Source organism: Streptomyces ziwulingensis (genome assembly GCF_039542605.1).
GTDB lineage: Bacteria > Actinomycetota > Actinomycetes > Streptomycetales > Streptomycetaceae > Streptomyces > Streptomyces ziwulingensis.
This window is the reverse complement of record NZ_BAABIG010000079.1, coordinates 1-17,889: the sequence shown is the minus strand read 5'-3', so window position 1 is coordinate 17,889 and position 17,889 is coordinate 1. Positions and strand designations below refer to the sequence as shown.

At 72.7% G+C, this 17,889-nt stretch carries 16 protein-coding genes and 1 pseudogene; 10 read left to right on the top strand and 7 right to left on the bottom strand.

Annotated features, from left to right (window positions below; genetic code table 11):
* Positions 1-21: 21 nt before the first annotated feature.
* From ABEB00_RS30140 to ABEB00_RS30125, 4 genes are read left to right on the top strand one after another with little or no spacing between them, the layout of a single operon-like run.
* Complete coding sequence (locus ABEB00_RS30140; protein ID WP_345623740.1) at positions 22-546, top strand: hypothetical protein; 525 nt, start codon at positions 22-24, stop codon at positions 544-546.
* A 41-nt stretch (positions 547-587) separates the two neighbouring features.
* Positions 588-1,685, top strand: a complete 1,098-nt coding sequence (locus tag ABEB00_RS30135) for a glycosyltransferase family 4 protein (protein WP_345623739.1) — start codon at positions 588-590, stop codon at positions 1,683-1,685.
* Positions 1,682-4,114, top strand: a complete 2,433-nt coding sequence (locus ABEB00_RS30130; protein WP_345623737.1) for a DUF2206 domain-containing protein — start codon at positions 1,682-1,684, stop codon at positions 4,112-4,114. The genes ABEB00_RS30135 and ABEB00_RS30130 overlap by 4 nt, the downstream gene beginning before the upstream one ends.
* The gene (locus ABEB00_RS30125) at positions 4,111-5,256 is read left to right on the top strand and encodes a glycosyltransferase family 4 protein (protein WP_345623736.1); all 1,146 of its coding nucleotides are present in this window, start codon (positions 4,111-4,113) and stop codon (positions 5,254-5,256) included. Before ABEB00_RS30130 ends, ABEB00_RS30125 begins: the two co-directional genes overlap by 4 nt.
* A gap of 49 nt (positions 5,257-5,305) precedes the next feature.
* Here the strand turns inward: ABEB00_RS30125 and ABEB00_RS30120 are convergent, their stop codons facing one another.
* The 6 genes from ABEB00_RS30120 to ABEB00_RS30095 all read right to left on the bottom strand — a co-directional run bounded on the left by ABEB00_RS30120 (position 5,306) and on the right by ABEB00_RS30095 (position 12,656).
* A complete protein-coding gene (locus ABEB00_RS30120) occupies positions 5,306-7,696 on the bottom strand; it encodes a glycosyltransferase (protein ID WP_345623734.1) in 2,391 nt (796 codons plus the stop codon).
* Positions 7,693-8,853: a glycosyltransferase family 4 protein gene (locus ABEB00_RS30115; RefSeq protein WP_345623732.1), complete on the bottom strand. Its 1,161-nt coding sequence runs from the start codon at positions 8,851-8,853 to the stop codon at positions 7,693-7,695. The genes ABEB00_RS30120 and ABEB00_RS30115 overlap by 4 nt, the downstream gene beginning before the upstream one ends.
* Positions 8,850-10,235 carry a lipopolysaccharide biosynthesis protein gene (locus tag ABEB00_RS30110; protein WP_345623730.1) on the bottom strand — a complete coding sequence of 462 codons (1,386 nt, stop codon included), beginning with the start codon at positions 10,233-10,235 and terminating at the stop codon, positions 8,850-8,852. The genes ABEB00_RS30115 and ABEB00_RS30110 overlap by 4 nt, the downstream gene beginning before the upstream one ends.
* A gap of 93 nt (positions 10,236-10,328) precedes the next feature.
* Complete coding sequence (locus tag ABEB00_RS30105) at positions 10,329-11,519, bottom strand: cellulase family glycosylhydrolase (RefSeq protein ID WP_345623729.1); 1,191 nt, start codon at positions 11,517-11,519, stop codon at positions 10,329-10,331.
* 250 nt (positions 11,520-11,769) lie between these two features.
* Entirely contained in the window at positions 11,770-11,997 is a 228-nt protein-coding gene (locus tag ABEB00_RS30100; protein ID WP_345623727.1) for a MerR family transcriptional regulator, read from the bottom strand.
* Positions 11,994-12,656 (bottom strand): hypothetical protein, encoded by a 663-nt coding sequence (locus ABEB00_RS30095; protein ID WP_345623726.1) that lies wholly within the window; start codon positions 12,654-12,656, stop codon positions 11,994-11,996. Before ABEB00_RS30095 ends, ABEB00_RS30100 begins: the two co-directional genes overlap by 4 nt.
* Positions 12,657-12,994: 338 nt before the next feature.
* Between ABEB00_RS30095 and ABEB00_RS30090 the strand changes: the two are divergent.
* The 5 genes and pseudogenes from ABEB00_RS30090 to ABEB00_RS30070 all read left to right on the top strand — a co-directional run.
* Positions 12,995-13,402, top strand: a pseudogene (locus tag ABEB00_RS30090) (helix-turn-helix domain-containing protein); the annotation flags it as partial.
* Between the two features lie 687 nt (positions 13,403-14,089).
* Positions 14,090-14,506, top strand: a complete 417-nt coding sequence (locus ABEB00_RS30085; protein ID WP_345623724.1) for a hypothetical protein — start codon at positions 14,090-14,092, stop codon at positions 14,504-14,506.
* A 190-nt stretch (positions 14,507-14,696) separates the two neighbouring features.
* Positions 14,697-15,302, top strand: a complete 606-nt coding sequence (locus tag ABEB00_RS30080; protein ID WP_345623723.1) for a phage tail tube protein — start codon at positions 14,697-14,699, stop codon at positions 15,300-15,302.
* A 94-nt stretch (positions 15,303-15,396) separates the two neighbouring features.
* The gene (locus ABEB00_RS30075; protein WP_345623722.1) at positions 15,397-15,687 is read left to right on the top strand and encodes a hypothetical protein; all 291 of its coding nucleotides are present in this window, start codon (positions 15,397-15,399) and stop codon (positions 15,685-15,687) included.
* A 116-nt stretch (positions 15,688-15,803) separates the two neighbouring features.
* Positions 15,804-16,127, top strand: a complete 324-nt coding sequence (locus ABEB00_RS30070; RefSeq protein ID WP_425586593.1) for a hypothetical protein — start codon at positions 15,804-15,806, stop codon at positions 16,125-16,127.
* 35 nt (positions 16,128-16,162) lie between these two features.
* Here the strand turns inward: ABEB00_RS30070 and ABEB00_RS30065 are convergent, their stop codons facing one another.
* Entirely contained in the window at positions 16,163-17,209 is a 1,047-nt protein-coding gene (locus ABEB00_RS30065; protein ID WP_345623720.1) for a hypothetical protein, read from the bottom strand.
* 258 nt (positions 17,210-17,467) lie between these two features.
* On the opposite strand from ABEB00_RS30065, the gene ABEB00_RS30060 reads away from it, so the two are divergent.
* The gene (locus tag ABEB00_RS30060) at positions 17,468-17,653 is read left to right on the top strand and encodes a hypothetical protein (RefSeq protein WP_345623718.1); all 186 of its coding nucleotides are present in this window, start codon (positions 17,468-17,470) and stop codon (positions 17,651-17,653) included.
* Positions 17,654-17,889 lie beyond the last annotated feature (236 nt).

The window sequence follows — 17,889 nt, the reverse complement described above, 5'->3', positions numbered from 1 at the left end:
CACAGGCTCTGAAAGGGCACGATGGGGACTGACACAGCGCGGGGCGCGCGGCGCCGCGGGGCCGGGAGAGCGGCGGCCGGGCGCGGCTCGCCGGTACGGCGTGCCCTGGTGGCCGCCGGGCTGGCCGCCGCGGTGGTCGCCGCGTGCTCGACCCCGGTGGTCCGCGAGGAACTGGCCCGGTCGTTCACCCGCCAGGACCGGCCCTACGTGGAGCTGTACTTCATCGAGCTGCCGTTCCCCGCCGGATCGAAACTCCAGGCCCGGGTCGCTCTCACCCCGCACGGCAGGCCGGCCTCCGCCGGGCCGTCCGCCGAGGAGCGGGCCGCGGGAGCGCCCCGGCAGACGTCCGGCACCTTCGTCCTCAAGGCCGAGGCCGACCGGAACGGTGAGCCGCTGGCCACCGGGTGGGCCACCGTACGCAACGCCGACGGACAGGCGAAGGTCGTCGACATCTCCGTACCCGGCGTGGAGGACGCCGACGCGCTGCGCGTCTCCGTGGCGGGCAGGTCCGAGTACGTCGTCGGGCATCTGGAGAACGCCGAGTGAACGCGGAAGACGCGGGACGCCCGGGAGAGGGGACGGCTCCGATGGGCCGCAGAGTCATCCAGGTCACTCCGTACTACCCGCCCGCTCTCGGCGGGCTGGAGCGGGTGGTGTCCCACCTGTCCCGGGAGCTGGCGCACCGGCACGAGGTGCACGTCGTGACCACCGGTCTGCGGACCTCGGGCCTGCCCCGGCACACGGTCGAGGACGGCGTGCACGTGCACCGGCTGCCCGCCGTCGAAGTCGCCAACACCGCCGTCTCCGCGCTGCTGCCCCTGCATCTGGCCAAGGCCCGGCCCGGTGACGTCGTGCACCTGCACATCGCCCACGCCCTGGTGCCCGAACTGGTCGCCGCGGTCGCCGCGCTGCGCGGGGTGCCGTACGTCGCCCACTTCCATCTGGACGTGGACGCCAGCGGTCCGCTGGGGCGGCTGCTCCCCCACTACAAGAAGCACCTGCTGGGCCGGGTGCTCCGCCGGGCCGCGGCGGTGGTCGCGCTCACCGAGGAGATGGCCGACTTCCTGGCCGGCCGGTACGGCGTGCCGCGGCGACGGCTGCACATCGTGCCGAACGGGGTGGCGGACGCGTACTTCCACACCGCTCGGGCCGCTCCGGCCGCCGGGCCGCTGCGGCTGCTGTTCGTGGGGCGGTTGCAGATCCAGAAGAACGTGGCCCGGCTGCTGGACGCGATGACGCTGGTCCGGCAGGACGTGCGGCTGCGCGTCGTCGGCGACGGCGAACTGCGCGGACCGCTGGCCGAGCGGGCGGCCCGGCTGGGACTCGGCAACGTCGAGTTCGCCGGCGCGTTGCACGGGGACGACCTGGTGAAGGCGTACGCGGACAGCGATGCCTTCGTGCTGCCCTCCGACAAGGAGGGCATGCCGCTGGTGGTGCTGGAGGCCATGGCCGCGCGCCTGCCCGTGATCGCCACCGACGTGCCCGGCAGCCGGGAACTGGTGGGCGGTACCGGACTGCTGGCGGCTCCCGAGCCGGCCGCGCTGGCCGAGCGGATCGACCGGCTGGCCGCCGACGCGGAGCTGTGGCGGGACCTGTCCGCGCGCAGCGCCCGCAAGGCCGAGGGAGTGTCGTGGGGCCAGGTCGCCGAGCGCGTCGAACACGTCTACGCCGAAGTGCTGTCGTGACGGTCGAGATCGAGGACACGCTCGCGCTGACCACCGTCGCCAAGCGCCACCGGCGCGGCGCGGAGACCGGCCCGGACACCGGCCCGCGCGGTTCCCGCCGCCGCGGCCGCCGACGGGTCGGGGTGCGGGGCGGCGCGGTGCTGATCGCCTCGGCGGTGTGCGCCGTGACGGTGCTGCTGCCCGGCGCGCCGGCGCTGCCGCGGCTCGTGGCCGGGCTGTACCTGCTCTTCGGCGCCCCGCTCCAGCTCTGGCGTCCGCTCGCCGCGCGGATCGTACCGACCGGCAGCGGCCCCACCCTGGTCTCGGCCGGCCTGGTCGTGCTCGGCGACATGCTGCTGGCGCTCCTGGTGAACACGGTGCTGCCCCTGGCCGGTGTCGACCGGCCGCTGACCACGGCGAACCTGACCGCGGTGACGGTCCTGGGCATCGGCGTCCTGTGGTGGTTCTGCCGCCGTCACGCAGCTCCCGGCGGCGGCGCCGCCCGCACCGGGCCGATCCGCCTGTGGCACCTGGCCCGCGCCACCCCGGGGCTCGGCGTGGTGACGGGCGCGGGGCTCGGGACGGTACTGTGCGGGATCGCCGGCGCGGTCCGGCTGAACAACGGCTACGGCGGCACGGTGAGTGTCGTCGCGAGCGTGCTCGGCGGTCTGCTGCTGTTGCTGCTGGCCGTCAGACGACGCCGGTACCACGTGAGCGCGCTGGAGACGGGGCTGTACCTGGCGGCGCTGGCCCTGCTGTTCCTCGCGTCGCTGCGTGGCTGGTTCATCACCGGGCACGACGTCCAGACCGAGTACCTCTTCTACCGGATGGCGCTGGGCGGCGAGTACTGGGACGTCTCCACCTACCGTCACGCCTACAACGCCTGTCTGAGCATCACCCTGCTGCCGGTGAGCATCCGGCAGCTCACCGGCGTCTACGACATCTACATCTTCAAGGCGATCATCCCGGCGCTGTTCGCCCTCACCCCGGTCATGCTGTTCCGCTCGGTGCGCAACGCGGCCCCCCGCTCGGTGGCGCTGCTGGCCGCCGTCTTCTTCGTCGCCTTCCCGACCTTCCTGACCGACATGGTCTTCCTGGGCCGGCAGGCGATCGCCTTCCTGCTGCTGGGCAGCGCGATGGTGGTGCTCACCGACAGCCGGGGGCCGCGCGCGGCCCGGCGGATGCTGTTCGTGGTGCTGCTGGTCGGGGTGGTCCTCGCGCACTACTCCACCGGTTACGTGGTGATCGGGACGCTCGCGCTCGCGCTCGTCTACGACAAGACGTGGCGGCTGCTGTCCCGCCGGGGCCGGGAGCGGTCCCGGCGCCAGCGGCGTGAGAACGCGATGCTGTCGTTCACGCAGTGGTGGATGGTGCTGATCCCGGCCGTCGCGGCGCTGGTCTGGGCGGGTCCGGTCACCCACACCGGTGGCCAGTTGCACACCACGGTGGCCCAGACCGTCTCCGACCTGGTGTCCCCCGAGGACCAGGCCGGTTCCTCCGACACCGGCTACAGCCTGTTCGGCGGCGAGCAGTTGTCGCCGCAGCAGCGCCTGGAGGAGTACGTCCGGCAGGCGACGACCGAGTCCGGGCCGGACCGCGCCGACCTGCTGCTGACCCCGGCGGAACTCGACGGCATCGACTGGCAGGCCGTGTCCAGCGCGAACATGCCGCTCACCCCGCTGGGCCGCGTCCTGGACCTGGCCGGCGTTCCCGTCCCGGCGCTGAACGCAGCCGTGCGCGGTGCGGCGGCCTACTTCTTCCAGTTGATGACCGTGCTCGGCATCTGGGTGGTGCTCCGGGCCCGCCGCTCGGCGTTCCGTGCCGTACGGGACCAGACGACGCTGGCCTGGGCCGCGCTCAGCGCGGTCGCGCTGTTCACCGTCGTACCGCAACTGTCGGTGGACTACGGCGTGCTGCGCGCCTTCCAGCAGGGGCTGTTCTTCTTCGCCCCGTTCCTGGCCGCCGGGACCCTGTGGGTGCTGCGCTGGGCGGGCCGCCGCAAGGAGGTGATCGGCGCGGTGCTGACGTTCTGCCTGCTGCTGAACCTGGTGGGCGTCATGCCGAAGCTGCTGGGCGGCTACCCGGCGCAGATCCAGTTGTCCAACGGCGGTGACTACTACGACATCTACTACACGCGGGCGGGAGAGGTGCGGGCCGCGCTGTGGCTGGACGCCTGGAAGCGGGCGCGGAAGGACCGGGCGCCGGTCCAGATGGACAGTTTCTCGTACACCCGGCTGAAGCCCTACATGGCGTCCGACGCCAGTGGCGTGGGGACCCCGGTGTGGCTGGACGAGGACGCGTACCTGCTGCTCGGCTCGACGCCCACCGGGACCGGACGGGTGTCGATCTTCTACCGCGGCGACCGGATCACCTACGAGTTCCCGCGCGAGCTGGTGGAACGGAAGAAGGACCTGGTGTACAACAACGGCGGTTCGGTGGTGCTCAGATGACCCCTGCGGTACGGCGGGTGCTCCTCGTCAGCCACTTCTATCCGCCGCACCTGGGCGGCATCGAGCGCGTCGTGCAGACCGAGGCGCGCCGGCTGGTCCGGCTCGGCCTGGAGGTCACCGTGGTGACCTCGGGCGAGCGGACGTCCCAGACCGTCGAGGACGACGGCGTGCGGATCGTGCGGGTACGGGCCTGGAACGGTCTGGAGGCCCGGTTCGGGGTGCCGTTCCCGCTGTTCGGGCCGGAGCTGCCGCGGCGGATGCGGCACTGGGCGGCATGGGCGGACGTCGTCCACGTCCACGACACCTTCTATCTGACCTCCTGGGCCGCGGCCCGCGCCGCTCGGCGGGCCGGCCGGCCCTGGCTGGTCACCCAGCACGTGGAGCTGGTCCATCACCCTTCGGCACTGGTCACGACGGTGCAGCGGGCCGTCTACCGGCTGGCGGGGCGGCGGATCTGGCGGGGCGCGCGCACCGTTCTCACCCTCAACGCACGAGTCGCCGGCTTCGTCCGCGACCACGGCGTCGTGGCAGGGCGACTGCGGCACCTGCCCAACGGAGTGGACACCGGGCTCTACCGGCCGTGCCGGGACGCTGTCGAACGACGCGAGATCCGGGCCGAGTTCGGGCTCCCCGAGCACCGTCCGCTGGCGCTGTTCGCCGGGCGGCTGGTCCCGAAGAAGGGGTACGACGTCGCCCTCGCCGCGTGCGAGCGGGGCAGCGGCTTCGACCTGGTCCTCGCGGGCGGCGGTGACGCCTCGGCGGTCACCGACCGGCCGGGCACGCACTACGTCGGCGCCCTGCCGGCCGAGCGGCTGGCCCGTCTCTATCGCGCCTGCGACATGTTCGTGCTGCCGTCGGTCGCGGAGGGCTTCCCCCTGTCGGTGCAGGAGGCCATGGCGTCCGGTCTGCCGGTGGTGACCACACCCGACCCGGGGTACGCGCCGTACGAGCTGGACCCGGACCGCTTCGTGTTCGCCGAGCGGGATGCCGGGTCGATCGCCGGGGAGCTGTCGCGGCTGGCGGCGGACGCCGTGCTGCGCACCGAGATGGCCGCGTACTCGGCGCGGTACGCGCGGACCGCGTTCTCCTGGGACTCCCACGCGCGGACGCTGGTCGCGGCGTACGGGGAAGCCCGCGGCTGACGGGGCGGGGGACCTCCCGGCCGGAGAGGTCCCCCGCCCCGCGCCGCCGTCACAGCGAGCGGAACAGCTCCAGGTACCGCTCGGTCAACCGCTGCCAGTCGTACTTCTCGACCACGCGGGCGCGGGCCGCCCGCCCCATGCGGTCGGCCAGCTCGTCGTCGGTGAGCAGGGTGCGCAGGGCCGCCGCGAGCGCCTCGGGGTCGCGCGGAGGCACGATCAGACCGGTCTCGCCGTCGGCCACCGTGAAGGGCAGCCCCCCGACGGCCGTCCCCACCGCCGGAGTGCCGCAGGCCTGCGCCTCGGCGAGCGCGGTGCCGAAGCACTCGGCGTCACTGACCGAGGAGAGCACCCCGGCCCGGGCCTGGCGCACGGCGTCCACGAGGTCGTCGCCGCGCAGTTCGCCCGCCGCGATCACCCGGTCGGCGATGCCCAGTTCGGCGGCGAGCTTGAGCATGTTCTCGACGTCGTCACCGCCACCGATCAGCTTCAGCCGGGCCCCGGGCAGGTCGGTCAGCAGCGCGAAGGCGCGAACGAGCTGGTCGACGCCCTTCCAGCGGGAGGTGGAGTCCATCCGGCCGACGTAGACCACGGTGGCGGGCCGCTCGGACGGACGCGGCCCCGGCGTCCAGCGGTGGATGTCGACGCCGGGCGGGATCTCCTGGGCCCGCGGCCGGCCGTACGCCATCGAGCCGGGCGCGACGGCGACGGGCACGGTGGTGCGCCTCATCAGCCGGGGCAGCACGGACCGCTCGTAGACGGTGATGATCCGGTTGGCCAGGCCGTTCCCGGCGTCCTGCTTGTGCATGGTGCCGGCGTGGTACGTCAGCACGGTGGGCCGGCGCTTCGCGGCGAACACCGCGAGGTCCGCGAGGCCGGGAACCGGGGCGTGCGCGTTGACGACGTCGACCCCCTCCCGGCGGAGCCAGCGGCGCACCTGGAGCGGCCACAGCGGGCTGAGCGGGCTGTTGGACAGCTTCAGCCAGGTGCCGAGCCGTACCACCTTCACCCCGTTCTCCACGGCGACCCGGGTGCGCCGCCCGTCCGGGTTGGTGGTCAGGACGACGGCCCGCATACCGGGCGCGGCGGCGACGCCCTCGGCGATGCGCGCCGCGTAGTTCTCCACGCCGCCGATCTTCGGGGGGTAGTACGAGGAGACCACCGCCACCGTGCGGGTCCGGGGCGGGGGCACGACCGACCGGAGCCGTCCGGTGAACTCCTCGGCGCGGGCCCGGTACGCCGGCAGGACGGCGCGCAGATGGGCGCGGTAGCCGTCCGACTCCTCGATGAGCCGGTCCACCAGCGGGATCAGGTTGCCGGGACGCACCTCGTCCATCCTCAGCACCCAGTCGCCGAGGCCCAGGTCCTGCATGATGCCGCGGGTCTTGTGGTCGTACTCGATGGCGGCGCACGGCACCCCGGACAGCAGGCCGAAGATCACCGAGTGGAATCGGGTGCCGAGTATCAGGTCGGCCTGGCCGTACAGGGCGAAGACGTCGTGATGGTCGAGGGAGGCGTCGTCGACGAGGTGCAGCCGGTCGCTGTCCACCTGGGCGGCGATCCGGCGGTTGACGATCCGGTCGTCGTCGGCCTGGAAGGCACAGGTCACCTGGGGGACGAGCACCACGTGACAGTCGGGGCCGGCGAGGAGGTGGCCGAGGGTGGCGGCCATCGCGGACTCGTACGCCGACTGCTGCGCGGCGGGCAGGTGCTGCCGCGCGGTGACCAGGACCAGCCTCGCTTCGGGGGCCACGCCGAGTTCGGTGCGCCAGGGGCGGGTGGACCGGCCGCGGAAGGCGAAGGCGCTGTCGATACCGCGCTCCAGGTGCCGGCCGCGCACCCCGATCTCCTCCAGCCGCCGCACGCTGATGTCCTCCCGGACCGAGACCAGCCGCGCGTGCCGCAGCACCCGGCGCATCAGCGTCCGCTGCACCCGGGTGGGGAAGGGGCCGTAGGACTGGGGGCCCAGCACGACCGGGGTGCCGAACCGGGCCGCCAGCCACAGCGGGAGCAGCAGGAACGCCACGCTCAGGTCGGAGGGGAAGTCCTTGGTGCCGCGCAGATAGCCGCCGCCCAGCGACAGCACCAGGTCGGCCGTGGCGAGGGCGTGCACCTCCCGGCGGATCTCCGCGGGCAGCACCCGGGCGAGCACTGTGACGAGCGGGCCGCCGCCGGGCAGCGCGGCGACCAGCGCGAGCAGGACGGCGAGCAGTTTGCCGGTGACACGGGCGATGCGGGCGGTGTCCTCCCGGCCGATGTGGCGGCGGACGGAGCCGAGGTTCTCGGCGCCGTCGAACTCCGGGTACTCCTCGGGCCGCTCGAATCCGGCGATCCGCACCCGGGCGCCCGGATAGGCGGCCCGTACCTGGTCGATGGCGACGCTGAGCAGTGCCGCGTCGCCGCGGTTGCCGCGTTCGAAGGCGTTGACGATGACGACGTTCACCGGCGGGCGGCCTCTCGGTAGTGGTTCTCCAGCGCGCCGAGGAACCGCTCGACGTCGTAACGGTCGGCGCGGGCGGCCGAACCCGCGCCGAGTCGGCGCAGTCGCTCCAGGTCACCGACGAGGGGGCGCAGGGCGTCGGCCAGCGCGGTGGCGTCACCGGCCCGGACGAGCACGCCGTTGTCCTCGCCGACGAGTTCGGGCAGTCCGCCCACTCGGGAAGCCACCAGCGGGCGGCCGATCTGGAGTGCCTCCAGCGCCACGGTGGGGAAGTTCTCGGGCCAGACGGACGGTATGACCACGACCGACGAGCCGGCGAGCGCCTCGCCGACGGCGTCCGGGGAGAGCCAGCCCCGAAAACGCACCCGTCCGGTGCCGGTGAGATCGACGGCGGCGGCCTCCAGCGCGCTGCGGTCGGCGCCGTCACCGACGATGTCGAGCGTGACGCCGGGATGGTCCGGACCCAGGGCGCGGAAGGCGTCCAGCAGGACGTGCACTCCCTTGACCCGTTCCAGCCGCCCCACGTACAGCAGCCGGCCGGGCTCCCGCACCGGCAGCGGCGCGACCGTGCGGGGCACTCCGTTGGGCAGGACGTGCACGGGGACCCGGCCGACGTCCCGCCGGACCAGTTCGGCGAAGTAGGCGCTGGGGGCGAGGACCCGGTCGAGCTTGCGCAGCCGGGGCAGGTAGGCGGGTCGCTGGAGGAAACGCAGGTAGAGGTAGCGGGCCTGGTCCGGCAGGGAGAGACGCGCGCCGCCGGTGGCGGAGCGCAGGTTCCAGCGCAGCAGCTCCAGCGTCCAGTCCTCGGGCCCGTGCAGGGTGAGGATCTGTGGCGCGCGGTCCGTGGCGGCCAGGGCGGCCGGGCTGAACTCGCCGATGGTGTGCAGGTGGACGAGGTCGGGCCGGAACTCGTCCATGATCCGGGCCAGTCCGCGGTGGGCGTCCCGGTGCCAGAAGTATCCGAGCAGCCGCTGGGCCGCGCCGCCCGTGATCGCGGGGACGAGGTCGTCGGCGAAGAGTTCACGGCCCTCGGAGTCGAGGGTGGTGGCGACGGTACGCACCTGGTGGCCGCGGGCGGTCATGCCCTGCTGGATGAGACGCACGCTGCGCTCGGCGCCGCCCGCCTCGTGACCGATGTTGATGACGTGCAGGAGTTTCACGAGCGCGTCCGGGGGTCGGGGTGGTGGGGCCGTTCGACGGGGGTGGGGACCGTCGCGACGGGCGCTCTCGGCCCGTCGGGCACGGAGGTGCCGGCCGGGGCGGCCTCGCCGGGTGGCGACGGCCGGCCGCGGCGCCCGCGCAGCAGTGCGGTCACGGCGACCAGGCCGGAGGCGAGGTTGCCCAGGCCCCAGGCCCAGCCGATCCAGACCAGTCCGCGGTCCGCCCACAGCAGTGCCAGGGTGAGCGTCACCAGGGCGAACACGGCGTTGTTGACGATGAGCTGGCGCAGTTGCCGGGTGACCTTCAGGGCGAAGTTCGCCCAGGAGGAGAGCGCGACCGCGAGCGAGCCGAGGGCGAAGGCGACCAGCAGGGGCCCGGCGGCGTCGGCGTATCCCGGTCCGAACACCCACAGGACGAGCCCGCTGCCCGCGGCGATCGCGGCGGCGGCCGGGGTCTGGGCGGCGGCGATGATCACAGCGGTGCGGCGCAGCAGTACGGGCAGTTGGCCGGGGTCGTGGGAGCCCTCGGCGAACAGCGCCTCGCCGACGGAGAAGGCGATCGCGTTGAGCAGGGCGGCGATCTGGAAGGCCACGTAGAAGTAGCCGGTCGCCGCCGCGCCGAGGTGGTGCAGCACGATCAGCGGCAGGACGAGCTGCGGTACCAGGTTCAGCAGCCCGGAGGCGTAGCTGGCCAGGGAGTAGCCGAACTGCTCGCGCAGCCGGGTGCCGCCCACCCGGGGTGCGAAGCGGAAGCCGAGGCGGCGCCGCATGAGGAACATCGCGCACACCACGGCGGCGGCGAAGCCGGCACCGGTGGACCCGACGATCCCGTACATGCCGAGGCCGGTGAGGAAGGCCGGCAGGGCGAGCTTGACCACGCCTTGTGCCAGTCCGTCCGACAGGACGTTCAGCTCGGGAGCGCGCGCCCCGGTGAAGACCGACTTGGCCAGTTGGTTGAGTGCGGCGCAGGCGCACAGCAGGACGAACCCGGTGACCGCGAGCGGGTTGTCCCGCACGAACAGCAGTTTCTCGCCGTAGAGGGGCAGGCCCGCCAGATAGCCGAGCGCCAGCAGTCCGCCGGCCCCGGCGACCGCGCACAGCGCCAGGGTGAGCTGGGCGTTGCGGGCGGGCGTGGCGGCGGGGAAGCGGACGAGGGTGCTGTTGAGGCCGAACTGGCTCAGGTACGAGATCAGGCTCATCGCGGAGATGAGCGAGGTGGCGATGCCGACCTGGACCGGGGTGTAGAAGCGCGCGACGACCACCCAGAACAGGAAGCCGAGCGCGGCGGTGGTGGCCGTGGTGACCAGTACGAAGAACGAGTTGCGGTAGACGGAGTGTGCCTTGCCGTGGCGTCTAGGTATCGGCACGGCTGCCCCGTCCACGCCGAAGTGCGTGGTTCACTTTCCCCCCAGGTGGTGATGACGGTATCGGCGACTGGCCGGGGCGGATTTCCCCCCCGCCCGGCTCAGCGGCCGTCAGTTCTGGGCGCGGTGGTCCGCGATGGCGTCACGATAGGCGTCGAACGACGGCTTGTGCTCGCCGGTGTACTCGATGAGTCCGAAGTAGTGACTGCCGGCGGCGTTGGCCTCCGGCGGCTTGGTGTCGCGATGGCTGTACCAGAACACTTTGGTGACCGCGCCGAGCGCGTCCGCCGCCCGCACCGCGTCGGCGGTGATCCGTGCCTGGAAGTCGTCGGTGGCATGGGTGAGGTCCTGGCCGGGCTGCTCGCTGTCGGCGGCGACGCCCCGGCCGTGGGTGGGCGAGCCGGCCTCGGTGAGCCAGATCTCCAGGCCGGTCTGCTCGTACGCCTTCAGTACCGCGGTCAGGCTCTTGCGCGCCCCGTCCACCCGCTCGTAGGGGCTGTCCCCGGTCTTGGTGCTGGGCAGCAGGGTGCGCCAGAACGGGTGGAAGCTGATGCCGTCGATGTGCTCACCGGCCCCCAGCTTCAGGGACCGGTCGAGGAAGTCGGCCGCGGACTGTCGCTTGCCGCCGCCCTCGGTGTCGGCGTTGGCGAGCCCGCCCAGCAGGACGAAGGCTTCGGAGTCGGCTGCCCGGACGGCCCCCGAGACTTGCGCGAGCATGTCGGTGTAGCGCTCGGGGTCGGGGCCGCCGGGCCAGAAGCCGCTGATGTTGGGCTCGTTCCAGATCTGCCAGGCGTGCACACCCATCGCCGCGTACCGGGTGACCGCCTCCGTGGCGAACTGGGCGAAGCGGGCGTTGTCCGCGGGCGGGCAGGTCGAGTGCCGGGTCATGCACGCGTGGTCGCGCGACCACTGGGGGGTGTAGCCGAGGGTCGCGAGCACGCTCAGGTCCCGCTCCCGAGCGGCCGCGGCGACGCGGTCGAACCGCTCCCACAGGTACTGCGTCGGACTGTCGGGCTGGATGTTCGTCCAGGCCAGGTCGGCGCGGATCCAGGTGGTACCCAGCTCGACGGCGTCGTCGAGCGCCCGAGCGAGGTCCGCGTCGCTCATCCACGGCAGGGTGTCACTGTAGGCGAGGCCGAAATCGAGTGGTTTCGTCCGCTTGCCCTCGGTCCGGCCGGCCGCCGAGGGCAGTTCGTAGGGCGCCGCGACCGTACCGGTGGCGCCGCCCGGCGCGGGGTCCGTACCCGTGGCGCATCCGGCCATCGCGACGACGGCGGGGACGGCGGCCAGCGCCCGTAACACCCCACGCCGAGAGGTGAGTTGTCCGGATCTCTCGGAATCCTCACCTTGTTCGAATCTTGTGGACATGCGGTGCACCTTAACGGAAACCGCCGGGGCCGCTGTTCGGAATGATCAGTCCCGTGACGGCCATGGCGGCCATGGCGACCCGTGCGGGTTTCGGCCACCGCCCGGTCCGGCGCGGCGCCAGGAGGACGCGGGGCGACAGGCACCCTCACCCGCCGCGCGACCCCGCTTTCTCACTCCCTTACCGCTACCGGTCCCGCGCCCGGTCCCGGTCCCGCCCCCGCACCGCCCGCTCCGCCGCGAAGACGTCCTCCAGCCGGAAGAGCTGGGCGCGGCCCGCCCGGCCCGCCGCCGTGAGGTGGCCGAGCTGGACCCATTTGCGGATGGTGGCGGGGGCGACGCCGACCTCCCGGGCGGCGAGGGGTCCGGGGATGAGGGTCGGGCCGGCCGACACCGGCCCGGGACGCGCGCTCAACTGCCCGTCCCCGTCCGCTCCCACTCCCCTTCGTCCCAGGTGTGGCGGTACGCCGGGTCGTCCCGGCACCCGCAGTCGGGGTCCGTGCACCGGCAGGCCGGGTTGACGCACAGCACGGCCCGCCGGTCGGGGAAGGCCCGCAGCGACACCGAGTCGCACCACGGACAGCGGCCGGAGACTCGGACGACGCTCTCACTGTCGCCGAGCGCACGGGCGCACCGGCGTGCCATGCGGCGGGTCTCGTCGCGTACGTGCGCGGCGAGTACGGCGTCGGCGGCGATGTCGTCCAGGAGCGCCGCGACCCGCCGGAGCCGTTCGGGCACGGAGACGCGCCGCGCCCGGGGCAGACCGAGGCGGTCCCGGACGGCCTCCTCCAGTTCGACCACCCCGTCGGTGATGTCGCGTATCGCGTCGGAGACGTGCAGGCGCAGCGGGGCGGCGCCGTGTCCGGGAACGCTGAGCCCGTGGCGCTGCTCCAGGAGCAGCGCCTCCTCACGCTCCTCGCGCCGGCGGGCATCGAGGCCGGGCGGCGGCTGCCGGTCCGGACGGCGGTCCGGTGCGGCACCGCGGCCGGGGACCAGTTCCTCCGCCAGTTCCGGGAACTGCTGTACCAGCGTCCCGATCCACAACGCCGCTTGCTCGGTCGGCCGTTCAGGCAACGGAACCTCCGTGTCAGTAGGTAGGACGAGGTACTGCGAGGTACTGCGACGCACCTCGTACTGCGAGGTACTGCGAGGTACTGCGACGCACCTCGTACTGCGAGGTACGACGGCGGCGGCGCCGGGGGTGGGTGCGTGGCGGCGGACCGCTCGCGCACCGGCTTCACCGGCGACCGGCTCCACACCCTGACAGATTGCGTGCGCGCCCGCAACGAATAGTTCAGTCCCCGACGGGCACGAGAGACACGGAATCTCCTCATTGCTTGCCCGAAAGCACGTAATTCCGCGTGCGCAAGCACGCTAAACTTCGGCCACCCCCGATCGAGAGCGAGACCGAGATGAACACCCCCGAACTGGACGCCTTCGCCGCGTGGGTCGAGGACCTGATGCGCGACCGCGGCTACGACATCGACAGCCCGCGCGGCGGCGGCAAGTCCCGCGTCGCCGACGAGGCCGGGGTGCACCGGGCCGCCGTCACCCGGCTGCTCCAGCGGCAGAGCATGCCGGACCTGGAGACGACCCGGCGGCTGGCGCGGGTCCTGGGCGTGCCGGTCCGGGACATGCTGATCCGCTCCGGCCGGCTGACGGCGGAGGAACTGGCCGATCCGCGCACCCACCTGGCCTCCGGCCCCGCCACCTCGGACGCCGCGCCCCGGCCGACGCTGGAGGAGGTCGCCGACCTGCTGGGGGTGCCGGCGGACCGGCGGGAGATGTTCGTGCGGGTGGTGGAACAGTTCCTGCCCGCGGAGGGTGAGGGGGACCGGGGCCGGGGCCGGGGGGCGGACACCGGGCGACGCGCGGCGGGGGCGGCGGCCGGGGCGGGGTCCGGGACGGCGAGGCCCGGAGCCGGCGGCGGTGAACCGCGCCGACGCCGATCGGGGGCGGGCGCGGGGTCGGGGACGGGGACGGGGAGGTACGGCGCGAGCGGGCCGACCGATGGGTTGACCGACCGATTGGCCGACGAGACGGTTGTGGCCCATGGGTCGACTGCGCCTGATGGGGCGACCGACGAGACGGCCCTCGCCTCCGGCTGAACATCCCTCTCCCCCACCACACCCTTCTCCCCCGACCGACCCTCACCCCTTCTTGGCGCACCACCGCGCGACCGCACGACCACACACCGCACAGGCGTCCACGGGATCGTGGGGCGCCTTTTCGTGCTTCTGACGGCCTGCGGATACCTCCCACTCCCCTTCCCGCACCTCACTAGTTGCGCGCGCGCACGATACGTGTCACAGTTGGTGCAGCGGCGGAGCTGTGTCCGCAGGGTCGGCAAGCGATCCCGCCGCTCCCGCCGGGCCGCGGCGCCGCGCCTCCTCCCCCTCCGCGCGGCGCCCGCCCGGCGCCCCCGCGGCCCCGTACCGCACACCGCATCGCGCATCCGCATCCCGCCCGGCGCCCCGTGCGCCCCGCCGCCCCGAGGTGAACCGGAAATGACCACACCCGTCCCGCCCCCGAACGCCTTCATCGAAGTAGAGCGACTGGTCGTCGAGATCCTGGAGGACGACCCGGGCCTGGCCACCGCGCTCGTCGCGGTCGAACCGCCCGCCGACTTCGACGGCACGGCCGCCGCCGTACTGGTCAACCGGCGCGGCGGCGCCTGGGTCGGCGAACTCCACGTCGACGAGCCGCTGATCGAGCTGGAGGTGTACGGCCCGGACAAGGCCACCGCGCACACCCTGGCCAACGCGGGCCGACGCGCGCTGCTCGCCGCGGCCGGCCGCGCCTTCGGCACGAACGTCATCACCGACGTCGTCGAACAGGACGGCCCGCGCTGGATGCCCGACTACCTGTATGCGGCGGCCAACCGCTACGTGTGCGTGCTCAAGGTCGCGGTCGACGTCTACTGACCGCCCCCGCCGACCCCTCCCGCACCACTCCCCGCGCCCCGATCCAAAAGGGGCGCCCCACTAGCCCGAAGGCCCCGTCACCTGGCGGGGCCTTCGTCGTGTCCGGACGCCGTCGCACGGCGGCTTCCGGACACACCCCCGCACCACTCATTCCCCCCATCTGAGAATTTCTCGACAAGGAGAACCGAGCATGGCAGGCACCAACACTTCCGAAATCCGTATCGCCGGCGCCGGACGCCTCTACATCGCCGCCGCCGGGACGGCCATTCCGGAGACGTTCACCGACACCGACGCCGACGGCGACTGGGGCACCGCCTGGAAGGACCTCGGCTACACCTCCGGCGACGGCGTCACCTTCAGCAAGAAGGACAAGCTGGAGCCGGTCGACGTCTGGCAGGTCGTCAGCCCGGTGCACTTCGTCTACTCCGACCGGGACCTGACGCTGAAGTTCTCGCTGCTCCAGTTCAACGACGAGACGCTGCCGTTCTTCATGGGCGGCGGCACCGTCGCCGACGCGAGCGGCACCAACTCCACCGGCGTCTACAAGTACGACATCGCGGACCGTCCGTACGCCGACCCCCACGCGCTGGGCCTGGAGTTCACCGACCGGTCGGGCAGCACCACGGTGACGTACCGGTTCGGTATCCCGCGCGGCCAGGTCACCGCGGCCGACGACATCAAGCTGGCCCGCAAGGCGCCGGCGCAGCTCGGCATCACGTTCACCGCCATGGCCGCGCCGGACGGCTCGCCCCTGGCCAGCTTCGTGATGAAGGACAGCGCGTACGCCACCGTCTGATCCACCGGCGGGCGGGACGGCCGACCCCGCCCCGCCCGCCCGTCCTTCCCTCTCCTCCCCCATAAGCACCTCACCCATAAGCAAAGGAGCCTCTGTGTCCCGTTTCGACGTCAACGCCGCCCGTGCCCAGCGCCTCGAAGCCCTCGGCCGTACCTGGTCGTTCGAGCTCGACGGCGAGAGTTTCACCCTGCCCACGGAACTGTCCCGCGCGACCGCGAAGGCGCTGCGCAAGCTCGACGACAACGACGTGGACGGGCTGCTCCGCCTGCTCATGGGCGAGCAGCAGTTCGTCCGCTTCGAGCAGTACGAGGTCACCATGCAGGACATCGCCGCCATCCTGGAGGCGTACGGCAAGGAGACCGGGCTCGGCCTGGGGGAAGGCTGAGCCTCGTCGGGTTCGTCGACGAACACGCCGAGGCCCTCGAAGCGGACCTGCTCCGCTATTACGGCACCGATCTGCTCGACTGGCACCGCGAGCGCCTCTCCGCGCGGCGGCTCGCGGTGCTCATCAAGCACCTGCCGCGGGACAGCGCCCTCAACCGCGACCTGCACGGTGAGGCCGCCGACTGGTCGGTGACGGACCATCTGCTGGCGGCCGTGGTGGACCATCTCGCGGCAGCCAACTGGATGTTCGCGTCGGTCAACTCGGAGGAGGGCGACCAGCCGGAACCCCCGGTCCCGGTGCCGCGTCCGGGGGACGGGTCGCAGGACACGGACCCGAACCCGGACCCGGGTGAAGCCGACGCCCAAGCCGAAGTCGAGGCCGAAGCGCGGACAGAGGCCCAGGCGCCGTCTCCGGTCCAACTGGCCCGCTTCTTCGCCTGATCCGCAGCCGCAGCCGGAGCGCCGGCCGCTCGCCCTCATCGGGGGTCCGGCGCCTCCGGCTGTCCCTCATGGCGCCGGCCGCTCGTCGCCCGTCCCTCGAACTCCTCGGCGAGGGCCCGCGCGCGGTCCGACAACCGGTGGGCCGCGTCGTCCCCGGCCCCGGACATGTCGGCCGACGGTCCCGGCACTCCGCGTTCCGCGGTCTCCGTACGGCGTCCTCTGTCCCGCCCGACGGCTCCCGTGTCGCCGGGCCGCTCCAGCGGGGGCACGCTGGGGCGGCCGTTGCGGCGGATCACCGGCCGCTGCTCCGGGGCCGCCGGACGTCTCTCCCGCACCTCGCGGGCGGAGAGAAGGAAGCCACCCGGGGGCTCGCCGGACGGACGCCTGTACCGGTCACGTCCGTCGTGTTCCTCCCGGGCGCCGTGATCGTGCCGGCCACGCCCGTCGCCGTCGCATTCACCATCGCTGCCGGGCCGGTCCGCCATCGGCTGAAAATCACCGTTCCGAGACCCGGCCCCGTTCCCGGCCCCATTCCCACCTCCGGTCCCCGCCGTCCCGTCCGCGACCGATCGCTCCCGCTCCCCCCGCTCCTCCACGCGCGTCATCTCGGCCGGAGCGTGCAGCAGAGGAACGTACGGAAGCTGGATGACCTCTCCGCCGGGCTCGCCCTCCGCCCATCGGGCGCGGCGGGGCCGGCGGCCGGCGCGGGCGTCCTCCTGACCCCGGAGGTAGGCGGCGGTGATCCGTTCCTCGTAGGCCCGGCGGATCGCCGGGAGCTGCTCGGCCACGACGTCGGCCCAGCCGGCGCTGTAGGCGGAGGTCTCACGGCGGTCGAGTTCGGCGCGCGGCAGCGTCACCAGTTCCTCGGGGTCGTGGCCGAGGCGGAGGACGAGTTCGGAGACGCGGGCGATGAGATGGGGAAGATCGGGGGACTGTTCCAGCCAGTCGACCGCTTGATCATTCCGCGCGTTGCTCGCGACGCCGTCCACCCCGTTGGCCTTGCCCTCGCCCCATGTCTCTCCGCGTCCCCAGCGCGTGTACGGCCACCCGTCGCCGCTCACCGTCGTCTGACGAGCCCTCACGACCGTTAACGGATGCGGTGGTTCATGTGTTCCCTTACCCGACGGGAGAACGGCCGGATCTTACTCCACCAACCTGTCGAAGCTCTGCGGCGCAGCCCACATCACCGCAGGTCCGGCCAGCGAAACCACGCAGCGTTCTCGACAAACACAGAACGACACCGAGAGATTACTCGTACACTAGTTCGAACAGGCGCCTCGAACGTCTCAGGAGCGTCAGCAGCACCACAGCCCAGCGGACAGACCGGAAAGCAGGCCGACATGGCGACTGGCACGAGCAACTCCCCCAAGCAGTCGATCGACACCTACGCCCGTCTCGCCCATCTCCTGCGCACCCCGGCCCCCGACAGCGAAACCCTGCTCGACCGGGTGTACGAGGAACTGCTCGCCCGGGAGTCACGCGCCTACGCGGCGGGGTGGTCGGACGCGCTGGCGGAGGCGCGGTGAACCCCCGTCCACGACACCCCTGAAGGCCAGAGCGCTTCGAGAACACGCGGGTGATCGGAGTGCAGCCTCTGATCACCCGCTTCCGTACATGGACTCAGCTTGTTCTTTATCTACCAAGATCTTCCGGGCTTGCCGATGGCCTTGAGGCTTTCGGGGCGTTTGACGGTCTAAGGAGTAGGGCCAGCCCGGGATGAACTGCGACGCCGTCTTCGCCCGGCCATAGACGTGGCAGAACA

Excerpts from the sequence above, each read along its gene's own strand:
- ABEB00_RS30140 (WP_345623740.1), top strand. The coding sequence starts at position 22 with ATGGGGACTGACACAGCGCGGGGCGCGCGGCGCCGCGGGGCCGGGAGA.
- ABEB00_RS30135 (WP_345623739.1), top strand. The coding sequence starts at position 588 with ATGGGCCGCAGAGTCATCCAGGTCACTCCGTACTACCCGCCCGCTCTC.
- ABEB00_RS30125 (WP_345623736.1), top strand. The coding sequence starts at position 4,111 with ATGACCCCTGCGGTACGGCGGGTGCTCCTCGTCAGCCACTTCTATCCG.
- ABEB00_RS30085 (WP_345623724.1), top strand. The coding sequence starts at position 14,090 with ATGACCACACCCGTCCCGCCCCCGAACGCCTTCATCGAAGTAGAGCGA.
- ABEB00_RS30080 (WP_345623723.1), top strand. The coding sequence starts at position 14,697 with ATGGCAGGCACCAACACTTCCGAAATCCGTATCGCCGGCGCCGGACGC.
- ABEB00_RS30060 (WP_345623718.1), top strand. The coding sequence starts at position 17,468 with ATGGCGACTGGCACGAGCAACTCCCCCAAGCAGTCGATCGACACCTAC.